We start from the raw sequence: 17,187 nt of genomic DNA, 5'->3' as shown, positions 1-17,187 counted from the left end.
GTTGGCCATGGCATGGACGCTGCCGGGCGACTCGTGGCGGTCTGCTAGAGAAGCTCGACGGTGTCCAGTTGCGCGTTCCGTGTGCGGCCGCGGGTGTCGAAGAGCAGCCGCGCGTGCCGGGTCAGCGTCGCCGCGTCGTAGGCGGCGTGGCCGGCCAGCACGATCGCCAGGTCGGACGCCTCCAGCGCGGCGGCCAGATCGCCGCCGGCGGGCGGGACCGGCGTGCCGTCGACGTCCCACGACGTGACGAACGGGTCGTGGAACGACAGGTCGGCGCCGAGGCGGGCCAGCCGCCGGGCCACCGGACGGGCCGGCGATTCGCGCTGGTCGGCGATGTCGGCCTTGTAGGTGACGCCGAGGAGCAGGACCTTGGCGCCCTTCAGCGCGCGTCCCTCCCGGTTGAGCAGCTGCTGCGCCCGTTCCGCCACATACCGGGGCATACGGTCGTTGATCTCCTGGGCCAGCTCCACGAACCGGAACGGGTAGCCCAGCGAGCGGACCTTGTACGACAGGTAGTTCGGGTCGATCGGGATGCAGTGCCCGCCGACCCCCGGCCCCGGCCGGAACGCCTGGAAACCGAACGGCTTGGTCGCCGCGCAGTCGATGGCGTCCCACAGGTCGATGCCCAGCTCGTTGCAGAACACCGCCATCTCGTTGACCAGCGCGATGTTGACGTGCCGGTAGGTGTTCTCCAGCAGCTTGGCCATCTCGGCCTCGCGCGTCCCCTTGGCCTCCACGACCCGTTCGACGAACTTGCCGTAGAACGCCGCCGCCGCCGACGCGCACGCCGGGCTCAGCCCGCCGACGATCTTCGGGGTGTTGCGGACGCCGTACACCGGGTTGCCGGGGTCGATCCGCTCCGGCGAGAACGCCAGGTGGAACTCCTCCCCGGCGACCAGGCCGGACGTCTCCAGGATCGGCCGGACGACCTCCTCGGTCGTGCCCGGATAGGTCGTCGACTCCAGCACCACCAGCGTGCCGGGCTCCAGGTGCCGGGCGACCGTCTCGGCCGCGCCGCGCACCGCGGTCAGGTCCGGGCCGCCTTCCGGCGACAGCGGCGTCGGCACGCAGATGACCACGGTGCGGGCGCCGTCCAGGACGTCCTCGTGCAGGCTCGGAGTGAACCCGGCCTCCAGCATGCGCTCGACCTCGTCCGGTGACACGTCGTCGATGTGCGACAGCCCGGCCTTGAGTCCTGCGACGACGCGCGCGTCCCGGTCGAGCCCGCCGACCCGCAGGCCGGCCTGGCTCGCCTCGCGCACGAGCGGAAGTCCCACGTAGCCGAGTCCGATGACCACAAGATCCACGCGGCCGGCTCCCTTCGATCTATGTGCTCTGCTGCATTGAGCGGCGATAGGCGGCCCGGTATCCGGCCGTCACGGCGCGCCAGGTGCGTTCCGCCGCGACCCATTCGCGAGCCGATCGCCCGATTTTCTGTCTCCTTTCGGGACTGTAAGCCACGTCTTCCAGGCAATTCGCCCATGCTTCCGGGTCTTCCGGAACTGTTAACGCGCCGGTCACGCCCGGTTCCACGATTTCGCGAAGAGCCTTGACATCACTGGCTATAACGGGGATTCCCCCCGCCATCGCCTCGATCGGTTTCAGGGGCGTCACCAACTGGCAGACCCGGTCCGCCCGGCGCGGTACCGCGAACACATCGAGGAGAGCGTGATAGCGGCGAACGGACTTCATCGGCACCCGGCCGGTGAACACGGCATGAACGCCGTGCCCGGCCGCGCGCCGTTCGAGCGCGCCGCGGTCCGGGCCGTCGCCGACCAGCAGCAGCGTGACGGGCGTCCCGCGGTCGCGCAGCAGGGCGGCTGCGTCGATGAGCGTGTCGATGCCCTCGTAGCCGTAGAAGGACGACGTGAGCCCGACGACGGTGGCCGCGGCCTCGATGCCCAGCCCTTCGCGCAGCCCGGAGGCGTCCGGGAGCGGCTCCAGGAACGCCTCGTCCACCCCGTTCGGCACCGTGAAGATCTTCTCCTCCGGGATGCCCCGGGACGCGATCTCCGCCCGCATCGCCTCGCCGAGCGTGACGACGGCGTCCGCCTCGGCCATGCGGCGGGTCTCCAGCTCCCGGGTCAGCCGGTAGAAGTCGTCGGTCTCGCTGTGCGCGGGGTCGCGGGAGAGCCAGGAGTCCTCCAGGAAGCCGCGCACCTCGTAGACGACCGGCAACCCGTGGCGCCGTCCCAGCTCCACCGCCACGGCCGCGTTGAGGTGGTTGCTGACCGCGTGCAGGACGGACGGCCTCAGCTCCTCGACCAGCCGTCCGGCCAGATCGGCGCTCTTCGCGATCGCGTGCAGTGGATCGGCCTGGGGGAGCCAGGGCAGCAGCCGGTGGTACGGTACGCCGTCGACGTCCACACGGGTCCGCGCGTCGCCTATGCCCTGGCTGAGCGGGTACCCGAGGCGCGTGACGATGTGCGTGTCGAACCCCATCTCGCGCTGGGCGAGGGCGATCCGGTGCGTCCGGACGGTATAGCCCGCGTTCGTTCGCGGCAAAGCGTTCGTCACGAGCTGCAGAACGGTCGTGCCCTGGACGGCTCGGCCCGCGCGCGGAGGCGATGTGGGCCGCGCCAGCAGGCGACGCAGATCCCGTGTTTCGCGCTGGACGTCCCTGGGCCTCGGGACGACGAGCGGGGAACGCCTCAGCCGGGCCCCGAACGGGGTCCGCGCGGCCAGCCGCACGGCCAGCCTGGACGCCCGTCCGGGATCGTCCAGAAGTTGCCGCCAGGCGAGTCCGGCCAGGTAGACGGATTTCTTCACGGGTTTGTCGGCCACGGGGCCGGACGTTAGGCAACCCCGATGAACAGAAGGGAAATTGTGTTGGCACCCATCGTGCACGTCCTCGGGGCGCGGCCGAACTTCGTCAAGGCCGCGCCGGTGATCTCCGCGCTGCGCGCCGCCGGCGCGGAACAGGCGGTGATCCACACCGGCCAGCACTACGACGCGCGGATGTCGGAGATCTTCTTCGACGAGCTGGGCCTGCCGGAGCCCGACGTCAACCTCGGCGTCGGCTCGGGCGGGCACGCCGAGCAGACCGCCGCGCTCATGATCGGGCTGGAGAAGGAGTTCACGGGCCGTTCACCGGCGCTCGTCATCGTGTACGGCGACGTGAACTCGACGATCGCCGCCGCCCTCGTCGCGGCCAAGCTGCACATCCCGGTCGCCCATGTGGAGGCCGGGCTGCGCAGCTTCGACATGACCATGCCCGAGGAGGTGAACCGCCGGCTCACCGACCAGCTGTCCGCGCTGTGCCTGGTCACGAGCCCGGAGGGGATCGGGCACCTGGCCGCCGAGGGCGTCCCGGTGGAGCGGGCGCACCTGGTCGGCAACCCGATGATCGACACGCTGCTGGCGAACCTCGGGAAGTTCGACACCGCGGCCGTCCGGGAGGCGCACGGGCTGCCGGAGCGGTACGTCCTGGCGACCATGCACCGTCCGGCGAACGTGGACGCGCCGGAGACGGCGGCGGCCCTCGTCCGGCACCTGCACGGCGTCGCCGACCTCGCCGACCTGGTCATCCCCGTGCACCCGCGCGGCCGGGCGAACCTGCTGGCCGCGGGCCTGGACGACCACTCCGCCGTGCACATTCTGGATCCGCTGGGGTACATCGACTTCATCGCGGCCGTCCGGGGCGCGGCGGCGGTCGTCACGGACTCGGGGGGCCTCCAGGAGGAGACGACGATCCTCGGCGTGCCGTGCCTGACCGTCCGTCCGAACACCGAACGGCCGATCACCATCACGCACGGGACGAACCGGCTCGTCACGTTCGAGGAACTCGTACCGGGGGTGCGCAAGGTCCTGGAGTCGGGCGCGCAGGCGGGCGACCGCACGCCGCCGCTCTGGGACGGCCACGCCGGCCCCCGCATCGCCGAAGTGATCATGGAGTACGTGGGTGAGTGAAGAGGCCAGGAACGCCAAGGCGTACCAGCAGCTCGGGCGGCTGAAGTCCACGCTGCGCGAGCGCGAGGCGCGCCTCGACGAGCTGGAGAAGCGGCTCGCCGCGCTGGAGACCTCCACGGCCGTCCAGTTCGGGCGGCTGGTCGCGGGCACCGCGCGCAACCCCAGGCGCGGCAAGCGGCTGCCCCGCGAGCTGTACCGGCTCTGGCGCAAGCGGAACGCTCCGGTGTCGGCGTCCGGGGCGGGCGCCGGCGGCGGCGTCCAGCCGGACCGCGTCGACCGTCCGGAGAACCGCCTGCTCGTCGCCGGGCCCTGGGACGGCCTGATCATCGCCGGCGTGCTCGGCCCCGCCGCGGCGACCTCGCTCGCCGGGCACGCCAAGGTCGTCCCGCTGTACCCGCACGACGCCGGGATCGTCCTCGACTCCGCCGACGTGGACATGGTCGTGGTGGACGCCGCCGCCGGCGAACCCGGCGGTCCATGGGCATATCTGGGCGTTCCCGGCATGTACGACCGTGATCTCGCGCTGCACGAGATCCGGCAGATCGCCGCCGCCCGCTCGCTCCCGCTGGTCCTGTGGGGCGAGGCGCCGCCCGCCACCCTGGCGTCCCTGAGCTGGGACGCGACCGCCACCGCGCCCGCCCGGCTCACCGAGCTCCTGACGCCGGCCCGTTGAAAGGAACCACCGTGCGACCACGTGCCCTCGTCTACGGCGACGTCGACCTCAACATGATCGACGGATCGGCGATCTGGGCCCAGGGCATGGTGCAGGCCCTGGTCCGCGCCGGCTGCGAGGTGACCCTGGTCCTCAAGGCTCCCGTGCGGACCGGCCGGCTCGTGGACCCGCTGCGGGTCCTGCCCGGCGTCACCGTCCGCAGCCCGCACGCGGAGGGCCTGTTCGACGCCCCCATGTCGCCGCGGCACGCGGCCGCGATCCTCGCCCGGATCGACGAGGAGAACCCGCACGACCTCGTCGTCGTCCGCGGCCGCCGCCTCGTGGGCAAGCTCGCGATGGGCCCCCTGGCCGGACGGCTCTGGACGTACCTCACCGACGTGCCGCAGTCGGCTGCGGAGTTCACCGCCTCGGCCAAGGGCGAGCTGCGCCGGATCGCGGACGCCTCCCGCGTCCTGCTCTGCCAGACCGAGGAACTGCGCGGGTTCCTGGAGAGCGCCGTACCGGCCACGGCCGGGAAGAGCGTCCTGTTCCCGCCGGTGGTGGTGCTCCCCGACGGCCTGTCGGCGCGCCCGCCCGGCCCGCCGGACGGCCCGATGCGCCTCGTCTACACGGGCAAGTTCGCGCCGCGCTGGAACACCTACGAGATGACGTCGCTCCCGCGCCTGCTCGCCATGCGCGGCGTGGACGCCGAACTGCACATGGTCGGCGACAAGATCCACGACGACCCGTCCGACCCTTCGTTCTCGACGCGGATGCGGACCGCGCTGGAGACGGGCGAGGGCGTCGTCTGGCACGGCGGCCACCCGCGAGCCGAGGCGATGCGCCTCACCGCCGCTAGCGACGTGGGCCTGTCATGGCGCCACCCGTCCATGGACACGAGCCTCGAACTCTCCACGAAGGTCCTGGAGTGCGGGACGCTCGGCGTCCCGGTCGTCCTCAGCCGCACACCCATGCACGAGCGGCTCCTCGGCGCCGACTACCCGCTGTTCGCCGCCACCGAGGACGACGTCCTGGACTGCCTGACCCTCATCGGCAAGAACCCGGACGTCTTCACCCTCGCCGTGGACCGCTGCCGCTCGGCCGCCGCCGGATTCACGCTGGACGCCGCCGCCGAGCGCCTCCGCGGGTACCTCTCCCAGACCTTCCCGGAACCCTCCGAGAAGGTCCTGTCCGTCAAGGAACGCCGCCTCCGGGTGGGCGTCGCGGGCCACGACCTGAAGTTCTTCACCCGCCTGCTCGACTACCTGCGCTCCCGCCCCGACATGGAGGTCCGGGTGGACCACTGGGCCGCGCTGAAGGCCCACGACGAGAAACGCAGCCAGGACCTCGTCGATTGGGCGGACGTCGTCATCTGCGAATGGTGCGGACCGAACGCCCTCTGGTTCGCCCAGCGCAAGCGCCCGGACCAGCGCCTGGTGGTCCGCCTCCACCGTTTCGAGCTGTACGCGGGCTGGCCGAAGCAGCTGGACATCGAGGCCGTGGACCGGGTCGTCTGCGTCAGCCCGCACTACAACGAGCTGACCCGCGAGATCACGGGCTGGCCCGCGGAGAAGGTCGTCACGATCCCGAACTGGGTGGACGACGCCCAGCTGGACCGGGCCAAGCTTGCGGGCGCCGAACACCATCTCGGGATGATCGGCATCGCCCCGTCCCGCAAACGCCTGGACCTGGCCCTCGACGTGGTCGAGGAGCTGCGCCGCGACGACCCGCGCTTCACGCTCTTCGTCAAGTCCAAGCTCCCCTGGGAGTACTGGTGGATCTGGCAGAAGGACGAGGAGCGCGCCCACTACGAACAGGTGTTCCGCCGCATCCGCCGCTCCCGCCTGCTCTCGGGCGGTGTCGTCTTCGACTCCTACGGCCGCGACGTGGCGTCCTGGCTACGCCGCATCGGCTTCGTCCTGTCCACGAGCGACGACGAGAGCTTCCACCTGGCCCCCGCCGAGGGCATGGCGTCCGGCGCGATCCCGGCCCTGCTGCCATGGCCCGGCGCCGACACCATCTACGACCGCCGCTGGATCCACGAGGACACCTCCGCCATGGCCGCCTCCATCGCCAGAACGGTCGCGCTCGACCGCTGGAAGGAGGACACCGACATCGCCCGCACCCAGGTGAAGACCGCCTACGGCTTGGACGAGGTCTGCCATCAGTGGACGGACCTCCTCACCGAGTAGACCGACCCACGCGGGACGCGCCCCGGCGGCCCCGGCCGCCGGGGTCAGCCGGAGCTGGTCCCCACGGCCACCTCGGTGTACTCGGCCGGAAGTTCGGCCCGGTGGCTCTCGATCTTGGCGTTGAGCTTGGCGAGGCTGCGGCTGTAGTCGCGGCTGGAGAGCCAGAACTTGTAGATGATGAAGAGCTCGAAGGCCAGCAGGCCGGCGCCGCTGACGATCACGACGGGGATGATGGCGCCGGGGACGGCGGCGGCGACGATCGGGGCGACGATGAAGACGCCCATCTGGAACTCGATGCCGCTGATCAGGTGGGGGCGGATACGGCCCGCCATCAGGACGTTGCGGATGCGGGCGTACCAGGGGAAGCGCTGGTTGAAGCCCGCCTGGAGGGCCGCGGTGGCCGGGTCGTCGGCGACGACGCGGTTCTCCAGGTCGGCCTCGGGGTCCTCGGTCAGCGCCTCGGCGGAGCGGAGGTCCTCGTCGGCGTCGGCGAGCTCGCCGTTGGCGCGGCGGGCGGCGAGTTCGAGGGAGCGGGCCTCCTCGCGGGCCGCGTTCAGCGTCGTCCGCATCTGGGAGCGGACCTTGTAGATCTCCAGCGCGTCCATGTAGCGGAGCATGTCGAGGAAGACGACGCCGAGGGCCGTCCAGACGTAGGCGACGTTGCCGGTGGCCGCGTACTGTCCGGCCATCAGGGCGATCGCGCAGGCGAGGACGCGGACGCGGTCGAAGATGTAGTCCAGCCAGGCGCCGAAGACCGAGCCGGTGCCCTTCAGCCGGGCGATCTTGCCGTCCATGCAGTCGAGCGTGAACGACAGGTGGTACAGGAGCGCGCCGGCCAGCAGCCACGGCCAGGACGCGACGGCGAAGCAGGCGCCCGCGCCGAGGCCGAGGATCAGTGCCCCGACGGTGAGCTGGTTCGGCGTCACGCGCGTCCGGTTGGCCGTGAACCTGACCAGCCGGGCCGCGAGAGGGTCGACCAGCAGGACGGTCCACCAGGCGTCACGCGCCTTGTACGTCCGTTGCCGAACGTCGTCGAGCGTGAAGTTCGCCATGGGGTTCCTTTCATTTCACGGGGCGGTGTAGATGGTATCGGCTGTCCGGTTCCGGTCCTGGCCAATGTCGCCGATCCGTGATCGCACGCTCACATGTCGATCAATACTGTGGGTACCCTGGACCGAGTGCGTGCCCGATCCGTCCTGACTCATCTGCCTTTCGGTGGGGTTCTCGCGGTGGCCCTCTGGATCAGGATCGTCGCGATCCTGGGCTACCCGGCGCCATTGTGGTTCGGCGACTCACCCAGCTACCTGAAGGACGCCATCGAGCTGCGGCCCGGCGAGACGCGGCCCAGCGGATACTCGCTGCTGCTGTGGCTGATCAAACCTTTGCGCAGCTTCACCGCGATGGTGTCGGTCCAGCACGCCATCGGGATCCTCACAGGTGTACTGGTGTACGTCCTCGTGTGGCGTGCCGGACGGGCGGCGTGGCCCCCCGGGGAAGGGGGACGGTGGCGCGAGTGGCTGCCCGGCCTGGCCGCGGCGCTGCTGACCGTCCCGGTGCTGATCCCCGTGCACCAGGTCGCCCTTGAGCACATGCTCATGTCGGACTCGCTGTTCGAGTTCCTGCTCCTCGCGGCGGTGGCGGCGGTGCTTTGGCGGCGCCGGACGACGTGGTGGCTCGGCGCCCTGGCCGGGATGTTCGCCGCCTTCGCGTCGCTCACCAGGACGGCGGGACTGCCGCTGATCGGCCTGATCCTCGCCGCGATGCTGATCAGGAAGGCCGGGTGGAAGGCCTGCGCCGCGGCCGCGGTGACGTTCGCGCTCCCCATTGCCGGCTACCTGTTCTGGTTCCACGCCGAATACGGCCAGTACAGGTTCGCCAAGGCCGACCAGGTCTTTCTCTACGGGCGCACCGCCGCGTTCGCCGACTGCAAGATCATCAAGCCTCGGCCGGAGCTGGCGATCATGTGCCCCCGGCAGAGCGATCCGCGGATCTCCCGGACGTTCTCCGTGATGTGGACGCCCGACTCCCCGTTCCGCGACATTCCGGGCTGGGTCTACGGCGAGGAGGGCAACCGGCTCGCGGGCGAGTTCGCGTGGGCCGCGATCAAGGCGCAGCCCGCCGCCTACGCGCAGATCATCGTCCGGGACACGCTCAAGTCCTTCACGTGGCACCGCAGCCCCTACCCGACACCGTGGACCTGGCTGCAGTACGACTTCCCCCAGGGGGAGGCGTGGAGCGACGACCAGGCGCTCCTCGCCGAGCAGTACGGCGACGACGGCGAGACCAGGGTCGTCCGGCCGTGGGCCGGGCAGGTCCTCGCCTACCAGGACCATGTCGTCATGCCGGGCACGATCCTCGGCGTCCTGCTGCTCGGCGGCCTCGCCGGGGCCGCGCTGCACGTGCGGAACCGGGGGCGGTGGCGGCCGCTGCGTCCCGTCCGGCACTTCGCGACAGGTGCGCTCCTGCCGTGGGGGACGAGCCTCGCGCTGCTGGTGATCCCCGCCGCGACCGCCGACTTCGACTACCGGTACGTCCTGCCCGCGGTGCCGTTCGCGTGCGTGGCGCTCGGGCTGGCGCTGCTGCCCCCGCCCCGCCCGCCGCGGCCGTCGCCCGCGCCGCGCGACGACGACCGGCCGGCGGCCCGGGAGCCGGCCGGTGTCTAGCGCCGCCCGCTGTCGCGGCGGGGCGCGGTGCGCAGCCCGTCCAGCATCGTCTCCCACTTCGCGGCGACCGCGGAGATGCCGAAGCGCTCCGCTGACGCGACGGCGTTCGCCGACATCGCGCGCCGGAGCTCCTCGTCGTCGATCAGCCGGATCAGCGTCTCGGCGAGCGCGCCGGCGTCCCCGGGCGGGACGAGCAGCCCGTCCACCCCGTCGGTGACGATCTCGCGGGGCCCGCGCGGGCAGTCGAAGGCGACCACAGGCAGTCCGCACGCGAACGCCTCGATGATCGTCATGCCGAACGACTCCGCGCGCGACGACAGGGCGAGGATGGACGCCTTGGCGAGCTCGCCCTCCATGTCGTCGGTCGGCTCCAGCATCAGCACGTTGTTGTAGAGCCCGAGCCGGGTGGCCTTGCGCCGCAGCTCGGTGCGCCGCGGGCCCTCCCCGTGGATCCGCAGGCTCCACTCCGGATGCTTCTCCACGACCTTCGCGAACGCGCTGATCAGCAGGTCGTAGCCCTTGATCCAGACGACCCGGCCGCCCGCGACGACGACCTTGTTCTCCTGCCGGGAGCGCGGATACACCCGCGCCGGCAGCCCGTTGCCGATCGTGTGCACCGGACACGACCCGTCCGGGAGCAGGCGCCGGTAGTCGTCGGCGTCGGCGGACGTCAGGCAGGTGAGCGCGTCCAGCCGCGGATACGCCTCCTCGATCTCGGCGAGGATCCCGGAGTCGTTGGTGCCGAGCTGGAGGTGCTCCTGACCCACCACGACGACCTTGCGGGGCGCCAGCCGCGCCGCCATCAGGTTCAGGCCCGCCCGGGTGGTGACGAGCACGTCCGTGCGGGGGCGCCGCAGGAAACGGGTGAGCCTCTCGTCGGTCCAGGCGGAGTACTTGTTGAAGCTGCGCTCCTCGGGATGGACGATCCCGGTCGGCTCGGCCATGAGCCGCTCGGCGCGCGCGGTGTTCGGCCACGGGACCTTGGCGCCCGGCCGGACGTCGACCAGGGACTCTAATCGGACCCGGTCCGAGAGCGGGAACACCGGCCGGTCGGCCGTCCGCCGCACGGTGACGATCTCGACGTCGTGGCGGCGGGACAGCTCGTCCGCGAGCGTGAGGGTGCTGCGGACGGTGCCGTCGATCGAGAACGCCTCCAGGAGCAGGAAGGTGATCTTCACGTGCCGTTGTCCTCCGCGAGAAGGTGGCAGGCGATCGACAGTTCGTCCTTGAGCGTGTAGTAGGGGCGCACGGTCATCTCCCGGTCGCCGGAGGCGGTGACCTGCCGCGGGTAGGACAGCGTCCCGCGCTTGCCCGGCGCGTCGTCGAGGAAGGTGGCGAGGCGGGCGTGGACGTCCCCGGCGTCGAGCCAGAGATCCCAGAGCGCGGGTTCCCACGCGGCGAGCGCGGAAACGTCGAGACCGGCGTGGAACTTGGTTCCGTCGAGCCGGGCGTCCCGTGTCACGGTGCCCTCGCTCTGGCGGGCCGCCGCGACCAGCCGGGCGCCCCCGCCGGGACGCGGCCCGGCGTACGCGAGCCGTCCGCTGATCTTGATCTCGCCGTCGCGCGGGTGCACCGCCTCGACCTCGGCGTGCGGGGCGACCTTCCGGACGTTCAGCACGGCCTGCCCGTCCGGCCGGCGGACCACGCGGACGGCCAGGTCGCGCGGCCGGCCGGCGTAGGCGCGCAGCCCGTCGAGGGAGAACCCGGGGTCGTCGGTCAGCAGCGGACGGTCCGCGTCGAGGAGCACGTCCCACGCGCCCGCTGCCAGCCCGCCCACCGGCAGGGTGACCGACCGGCGGTCGCCGGTGAGGGCCTCCGTCCTGACCGCACCGGACGAGCCGTGCCGCAGGACGATCCGCTCACCGTCCGGTAAGGGGACGGGCCAGCGGATGAGCAGGTTGTCATCCGCGTCGACCCTGCAATGATCAGCCACCGGGTTCACGGCCCGTTCGCCTTCCGTCGCCGGCTCAGCGCGCGCAGCCTACCAACGGCCCCGCGACGCCCGTGGGGCGAACCGGCCCCGCTGGCCTCAACCGGCCGTGCCGAAGACGCGGTCGACGGTGCGGGCCGCCGCGTGCCCGTCATCGAGGGGGCAGAAGCGGTCGACGAAGGCCGTGTAGCGCTCCTTGTGCCCGGCGGTGGCGGACTCCACGTCCCGGATCGCCTCGATCAGGTCGTCGGACGTCTCCACCAGCGGCCCCGGCGACTCGGCCTCGAAATCGAAGTAGAAGCCGCGCAGCCGGTCCCTGTAGTCGGCCAGGTCGTAGGTGAAGAACAGCATGGGCCGGCCGGTGTTGGCGTAGTCGAACATCACCGACGAGTAGTCGCTGATCATCATGTCGGAGACCAGGTACAGCTCGGTGATGTCGGGGTACAGGGACACGTCCCGGACGAAGCCGTGCTCGTCCTCGGTGATGCCGTCCACGACGTTCGTGTGCAGCCGGACGAGCAGGACGTGGTCGTCGCCGAGCGCGGCGCGGGCCCGCTCCAGGTCGATCCGCATGTCGAACTTGTACCGGCCGCGGCTGTAGTACTGGTCGTCGCGCCACGTCGGCGCGTACAGCACGACCCGCTTGCCCTCGGGGATGCCGAGCCGGGCCCGCACCTGCTTGGCGACCGTCTCCGCCTCGGGGCTGTGCAGCAGGTCGTTGCGCGGGTAGCCGACCTCCAGCATCTCGCCCTTGAACGCGAACGCGCGGCGGAAGATCTCCGTGCTGAACGGGTTGGGCGACAGCAGGTGGCTCCACTCCGGGACCGACGGCCCGGCGGACTTCGACTGCAGCGCCTTCTTCATGCCGGGCGCGTACGCGAAGTGCACCTCCTTGATGTCGCCGCCGATCTTCTTCAGCGGGGTGCCGTGCCAGGTCTGCAGGACGACCTGGTCCGGGTGCCGCCGGAACGCGTCGCCCAGCCGGTGGTTGGTCACGATGTACCGGGAGGTGGCGAGCGCCTCGTTCCACTCGCTGCCGTTCAGCCGGACGGCCCGCAGCGTGCTCGGCAGCTCCACCTGCGCGTCGTTCACGACCCACAGCTGTTCGAGGTCCATGTCGCGGCGCAGCAGCTCCTGGTGGACGGCCTTGGGGCTGTCGGAGTACTGCCGGCCGCTGAAGCACGAGAACAGGACGGCGTCGCGCAGGCCCTCGCGGTCGACGCGGCGGCGGGCCTCCTCCCGCTGCCTCGCGCCGGCGCTCTTCTCCTCGGGGGAGACGTCGCCGGTCACCGCCACGGCGAGCCGCCCGTCGTGCGCCTCCAGCGCGTAGTCGCGCCGCGCCACCTCCAGCGGTTCGGGCAGGTCCCGCTGCGCGTGCTGCGACAGCCGGATCGTCAGCGCCCGCCCGCCGGGGGCCCGGAACAGCACGTCCCAGCGGCCCGGGCGAAGCGGCAGGACGCCCGCGACGCCCGGCACGGCCGCGACCGGGACCTCCGCGCGCAGCACGCCGGACGCGGGGTCGGCGACGAGGTCGAACGCGTGCTCCTTGCGGCGGCCGCGGCCGCGCAGCACGATCTGCCCGCCGTCGTGGGCGGTGTGCGTCGCGGTCAGGGCGAGCGTCCCGTCCGGCCGCCAGGTGCAGTCGTCGACGGTGAGCCGGGCCGTGGTGCGCCGGACGCGCAGGTAGCCGCTCGGGCCGCGGCCCGCGGTCACCTCCAGCGCGCCGAACGCCCGCTCGACGTCGTCGACGCCCTCGGCGAGCACCAGCGGCCGGTCCGCGACGGAGACCGTCCAGTCGAGGGTGTCGTCGATCTGCTCCGGCGGCATCGGGGACCCTTCGAGGGCCTCCGGATCGACGCGGGCGGTGAACCCGGCGCCGGCCGCGGTGACCGGGACGCGGACGACGTCGTCGCCGAGCGTCAGCGTCAGCTCGCCGGGCGCCTCCCCGGTCCCCTCGATGACCAGCGCGTTGTCCTCCCAGCGCAGCGCGCGGGCCATCGTCCGGACCTTCTCGACCCGGATGACGAGATGGCCGTCCTCGATCCGCGGGACGACGCGCACGTCGTCGGCGACGTAGTGGTACGGCGGGTGGGCCCCGGTGCCGGAGCCGCCGCCGCGCAGCGGCCCGCGCCGGAACACGCCCGCGTTCAGCACGGACGCGTCGACGGTCCAGACGCCCTCCGTCCACGCCCCGTGGTCGCGGAGCCGGCCCACGTCGAAGCTGAACTCGAACCCGGACCAGCCGGACCTCTTGCCGGGCTTCGGCGTCTGCCGGGCCCGCGCGACGATCTTCCGGTCGCCGGACCGCAGCGTCATCGTCTTCACCGACGTCCAGCGGCGCCGCATGCTGACCGAGTTGATGTACGCCTCACCGGTGACGACGAGGGTGTCGCCCTGCCAGCTCACCGCGTGGACGCGGCCCCGCAGCCGGACCTCGCCGCGGGCCCGGTAGATCTCGCGGGGGATGTCGAGCTTGGCGTCCTTCCAGTACGGGTAGACGACGTACCGGCGCAGCGGGTCGCGGACGATCGACGGCGAGGACTTCCCGCGCTCGTACCGGACGACCTTCACCAGCTCGGTGGTGTGCCCGGTGGTGGTGAGATGCCACTTCAGCCGGGTCAGCGCGGGCGCGTCCGCGAGCACCTTCGCCGGGATCCCGGCCGCGTACGCGGCGGCCTGCGCGACGACCTGGTCGCGTTCCTCGGCCGGCACGTCCGGAAGCGCGTCCAGGAAGGCCAGCAGCTCGCCGTCGGCGGCCAGGAGCTGGAGCCGCCGCCGCGACCGGGCGTGGCCGTGCTCGCCGAGCCAGGTGGTGGCGAGCGTGACCGCGCCGAACCCGTCCGCGATCTCCTGCGCCTCCGTGGTCGCCGGGAACGGCGTGCTCCGCCGGTGCAGGACGACGCCGGGCAGCACGTCGACGCCCGCCGCGAGGTGCATCGCCCGGATCGTCGTGGGCAGGTCGTCGTACCGGCCGATGTCGGGGAACTCCAGCCTGTTCGCCGTCCAGAAGGACCGCCGGACCAGCTTCCCGGAGATCCCGCGTTCGCAGACGAGGTCCGGGGTGTGCCGCACGTCCGTGCCGGTGACCGGGTCGAGGGACTCCTTGACCGGCCGCCATGCCGCCACCTGGCCCGTCCACCTGCGGACGGCCGCGCGGCCGAGCGCGATGTCCGACCCCGACGACTCCAGTGCCGCGACCAGTTCGGCGGCGGCGTCCACCGGCAGCTCGTCGCCGCCGTCGAGGAACAGCAGGTACTCGCCGTCGCTCTCCGCGACGCCCAGGTTCCGGGCCGCGCCCCGGCTGAGGGCGCCCCGCCGGACGGCCCGGAACCGGTCGTCGGGCAGGACGGTCTCGGCGGTCGCGCCGGCGCCGTCGTCCATCAGCAGAACGTCCAGGTCCCGGTGCGACTGGGCCGCGAGCGACGCGAGGGTGTCGTCCAGCGACTCCCCGGCTCCGTGTGCGAGCACGACGACGCTGATCCTGCTGACGGACAAGCGACCCACTCCTTCGATCACTTTGCCGGCCCGGCGAGGCCGGGCCGGCATGGCGGTTCACGCTGCGGGCGACCGCCTGGGAGCGTGACGGATGTGCGCCGGATGTTACTGCGCTACGGCACTCGCCGTAGGCTACAGCGGCGGATTCGCGACCTTCTCCCCGAGGAACATCCGGCGGACGGCCCGCTCGGCCGCCTGACCGTCGTCCCACGGGCAGAACCGCGCCCGGAAGTTCGCCAGGTTCTTGGCGGCCGCGTCGCTCCACGCCGCCCGCGACACGAACGCGTCGACCAGTTCCGCCTCCGTCTCGGCGACGACGCCGGGCGGGGTGGCGGTCAGGTCGAAGTTGACGCCGCGGGTGAGCCGGTAGGTCTCCCAGTCGTTGGCGTAGATCACGATCGGCCGGTCGAGGTTGGCGTAGTCGAACATGACCGACGAGTAGTCGGTGAGCAGCGCGTCCGAGGCGATCATGAGGTCCTCGACGGACGGGTGCTTGGACACGTCGATGACCCGGCCCTCCGGCCAGCCCATGTCCGCCGCCATGTTCCTGATCTTGTAGTAGTAGTGCGCCCGCAGCAGCAGCACGTGCCCCTCGCCGAGCCGGTCCATGATCCGCCCGATGTCGAACATCGGGCTGTAGCGGCGCTGGTAGTCGCGGTGCGTCGGCGCGTACAGGATCGCGTTCGCGTTCCCGGGGACGCCGAGCTCGGCGCGCAGCCGGACGCGGTCCTCGTCGGTGGCCGTCACGAGCCGGTCGTTGCGCGGGTAGCCGATCTCCAGCATCTCGTAGTCGCACGGGAACCCGCGCTCCCACGCCTCCGTCGACAGCGGGTTGGACGAGACGAGGTAGTCCCAGCGGTCCGACCGGGTGATGAGGGCCTTGAAGTCCATGTCGTTGGCGCCGACCGGGTACTCCATCTGGTCGAGGCCCATCTTCTTCAGCGGCGTGCCGTGCTGCGTCATCATGTGCACCTGCCCCGGCCGCTTCACGTAGTTGTCGGGGAAGTTGACGTTGTTGACGAAGTACTTCGCGCGGGCCAGCGCCCGGTAGTAGTCGGCAGACCCGGCGACGACGTAGTCCATGCCCTCCGGCATCGTCTTGCGCGCCCCGGGCTTGACGATCCACACCGGGTTGATGTGCGGGGCGAGCTCCCGGACCTTCTCGTAGATGGCCGCCGGGTTGCAGGCGTACCCGCGGTACCAGTAGGCGCCGAACAGGGCGAGGTTCTCGTCGATCGCGAGCCGCCGCTGCATCTGGTAGTAGCGCTCTTTGGCGAGCTCCTTGCCGAGCCGCACGCCGCGCCTGCGGATGCGGACGGCCTTGGAGGCCCTGCGCCGCGCCTTGTCCTTGGCCTCGGCGGCGCGGACCCGCTCGAAGCCCCGGTAGTCGTTCGCCTTGATCATCCGGTGCTTGTCGGCCAGGAACGGCTTGTCGTCCGGGGGGACGTGGCCGGCCGGCTCGTACCGGTTGTACGTCTTCGACATCTCGCCGAAGAACCGGGCGTTCTCCGACGCGTGGACGCGGTCGCCGCGCTCGATGATGACGAGCAGGTGCCAGATCGTCCGGTTGAACATCAGCGGGCGGAACTGGTCGGCCGCCGGCCCCATCCCGTCCATGAACTCGAAGATGCGGTCGTACTGCGCGAACGCGTCGAAGTGCTTGGCGCCGGTGGTCTTGGTGATCGCGCCGCGGCGGCGCTGCCGGTAGATGTAGCAGACCCGGTCCAGCAGGCTGAGCCGCTCGGCCGCCATCAGGATCGGGTACGTGACGTTGACGTCCTCGTAGTAGCCGCCGCTGAACCGCAGCCCGAGGTCGAGCAGGAACTCCCGGCGGATCGCCTTGTTCCACGCCGTCATCATCATCTCGAGGACGCTCTGCCGCTCGGCGAGCGTGAACACGTCCGGCGCGGGCGGCTCGCGGAACAGGTCGTTGATGATGCTGCGCTTGACCTTGCCGTTCCAGTAGGACCGGGCGTAGTCGAAGACCAGCACGTCGGGGCGGGTCTCGGCGAGCCGGTCGCAGATCGCCCGGACGGCGCCCTCGGTCGCGTAGTCGTCGCTGTCGAAGAACCAGACGTAGTCGCCGGTCGCCATGTCGAGGCCGACGTTGCGGGCGTGCCCGAGCCCGACGTTCTCGGCGAGGTGCCGCACCTTGACGCGTGAGTCGCGCTCGGCGAACTCGTCGAGAATCTCACCGCAGCCGTCCGGCGAGTGGTCGTCGACCGCGATGACCTCAAGGTTGGGGAGATCGGGATCGAGGATCGAATCCAGGCATTGCCGGATGTACCCCTGCACTTTGTGCACGGGCACGATGATGCTCAAGGAGATGTCGTGATCAGGGCTCAC

Annotated in this window: 11 protein-coding genes; 4 read left to right on the top strand and 7 right to left on the bottom strand. The window is 71.5% G+C overall.

All coding sequences use genetic code 11. From position 1 onward, the window contains the following. Positions 1–44: 44 nt before the first annotated feature. Positions 45–1,307, bottom strand: a complete 1,263-nt coding sequence (locus ACQPZP_RS37920) for a nucleotide sugar dehydrogenase (protein WP_433474473.1) — start codon at positions 1,305–1,307, stop codon at positions 45–47. 19 nt (positions 1,308–1,326) lie between these two features. Beyond that, positions 1,327–2,784, bottom strand: coding sequence for a glycosyltransferase family 4 protein (locus ACQPZP_RS37915; RefSeq protein WP_433474472.1), 1,458 nt, complete (start codon positions 2,782–2,784; stop codon positions 1,327–1,329). A 24-nt stretch (positions 2,785–2,808) separates the two neighbouring features. On the opposite strand from ACQPZP_RS37915, the gene wecB reads away from it, so the two are divergent. The 3 genes from wecB to ACQPZP_RS37900 are packed head-to-tail and all read left to right on the top strand — an operon-like array spanning position 2,809 to position 6,753. Then, positions 2,809–3,909, top strand: a complete 1,101-nt coding sequence (gene wecB, locus ACQPZP_RS37910; protein WP_433464475.1) for a non-hydrolyzing UDP-N-acetylglucosamine 2-epimerase — start codon at positions 2,809–2,811, stop codon at positions 3,907–3,909. Further along, entirely contained in the window at positions 3,902–4,582 is a 681-nt protein-coding gene (locus ACQPZP_RS37905) for a hypothetical protein (protein ID WP_433474471.1), read from the top strand. Before wecB ends, ACQPZP_RS37905 begins: the two co-directional genes overlap by 8 nt. A 53-nt stretch (positions 4,583–4,635) precedes the next feature. Then, on the top strand, positions 4,636–6,753 hold the full coding sequence (locus tag ACQPZP_RS37900) for a glycosyltransferase family 1 protein (RefSeq protein ID WP_433479741.1): 2,118 nt from the start codon (positions 4,636–4,638) through the stop codon (positions 6,751–6,753). 44 nt (positions 6,754–6,797) lie between these two features. Here ACQPZP_RS37900 and ACQPZP_RS37895 read toward each other — a convergent pair whose 3' ends face one another. Then, positions 6,798–7,805: a CDP-alcohol phosphatidyltransferase family protein gene (locus ACQPZP_RS37895; protein WP_433464473.1), complete on the bottom strand. Its 1,008-nt coding sequence runs from the start codon at positions 7,803–7,805 to the stop codon at positions 6,798–6,800. Between the two features lie 177 nt (positions 7,806–7,982). Here ACQPZP_RS37895 and ACQPZP_RS37890 point away from each other — a divergent pair, with 177 nt between their 5' ends. Further along, entirely contained in the window at positions 7,983–9,416 is a 1,434-nt protein-coding gene (locus ACQPZP_RS37890; protein WP_433474470.1) for a hypothetical protein, read from the top strand. On the opposite strand, the gene ACQPZP_RS37885 is transcribed toward ACQPZP_RS37890, so the two are convergent. From ACQPZP_RS37885 to ACQPZP_RS37870, 4 genes are all read right to left on the bottom strand, one after another. After that, entirely contained in the window at positions 9,413–10,594 is a 1,182-nt protein-coding gene (locus ACQPZP_RS37885; protein WP_433474469.1) for a glycosyltransferase family 4 protein, read from the bottom strand. The two genes, ACQPZP_RS37890 and ACQPZP_RS37885, sit on opposite strands and share 4 nt — an antisense overlap. After that, positions 10,591–11,358, bottom strand: coding sequence for a hypothetical protein (locus ACQPZP_RS37880; protein WP_433474468.1), 768 nt, complete (start codon positions 11,356–11,358; stop codon positions 10,591–10,593). Before ACQPZP_RS37880 ends, ACQPZP_RS37885 begins: the two co-directional genes overlap by 4 nt. Before the next feature lie 87 nt (positions 11,359–11,445). Beyond that, positions 11,446–14,841, bottom strand: coding sequence for a CDP-glycerol glycerophosphotransferase family protein (locus ACQPZP_RS37875; protein WP_433474467.1), 3,396 nt, complete (start codon positions 14,839–14,841; stop codon positions 11,446–11,448). A 132-nt stretch (positions 14,842–14,973) separates the two neighbouring features. Beyond that, the gene (locus tag ACQPZP_RS37870) at positions 14,974–17,151 is read right to left on the bottom strand and encodes a bifunctional glycosyltransferase/CDP-glycerol:glycerophosphate glycerophosphotransferase (RefSeq protein ID WP_433479740.1); all 2,178 of its coding nucleotides are present in this window, start codon (positions 17,149–17,151) and stop codon (positions 14,974–14,976) included. Between the last annotated feature and the right edge of the window lie 36 nt (positions 17,152–17,187).

The organism is Spirillospora sp. CA-142024, from assembly GCF_050942325.1.
Lineage (GTDB): Bacteria > Actinomycetota > Actinomycetes > Streptosporangiales > Streptosporangiaceae > Spirillospora.
This window is presented reverse-complemented; position numbering and strand designations above follow the sequence as displayed.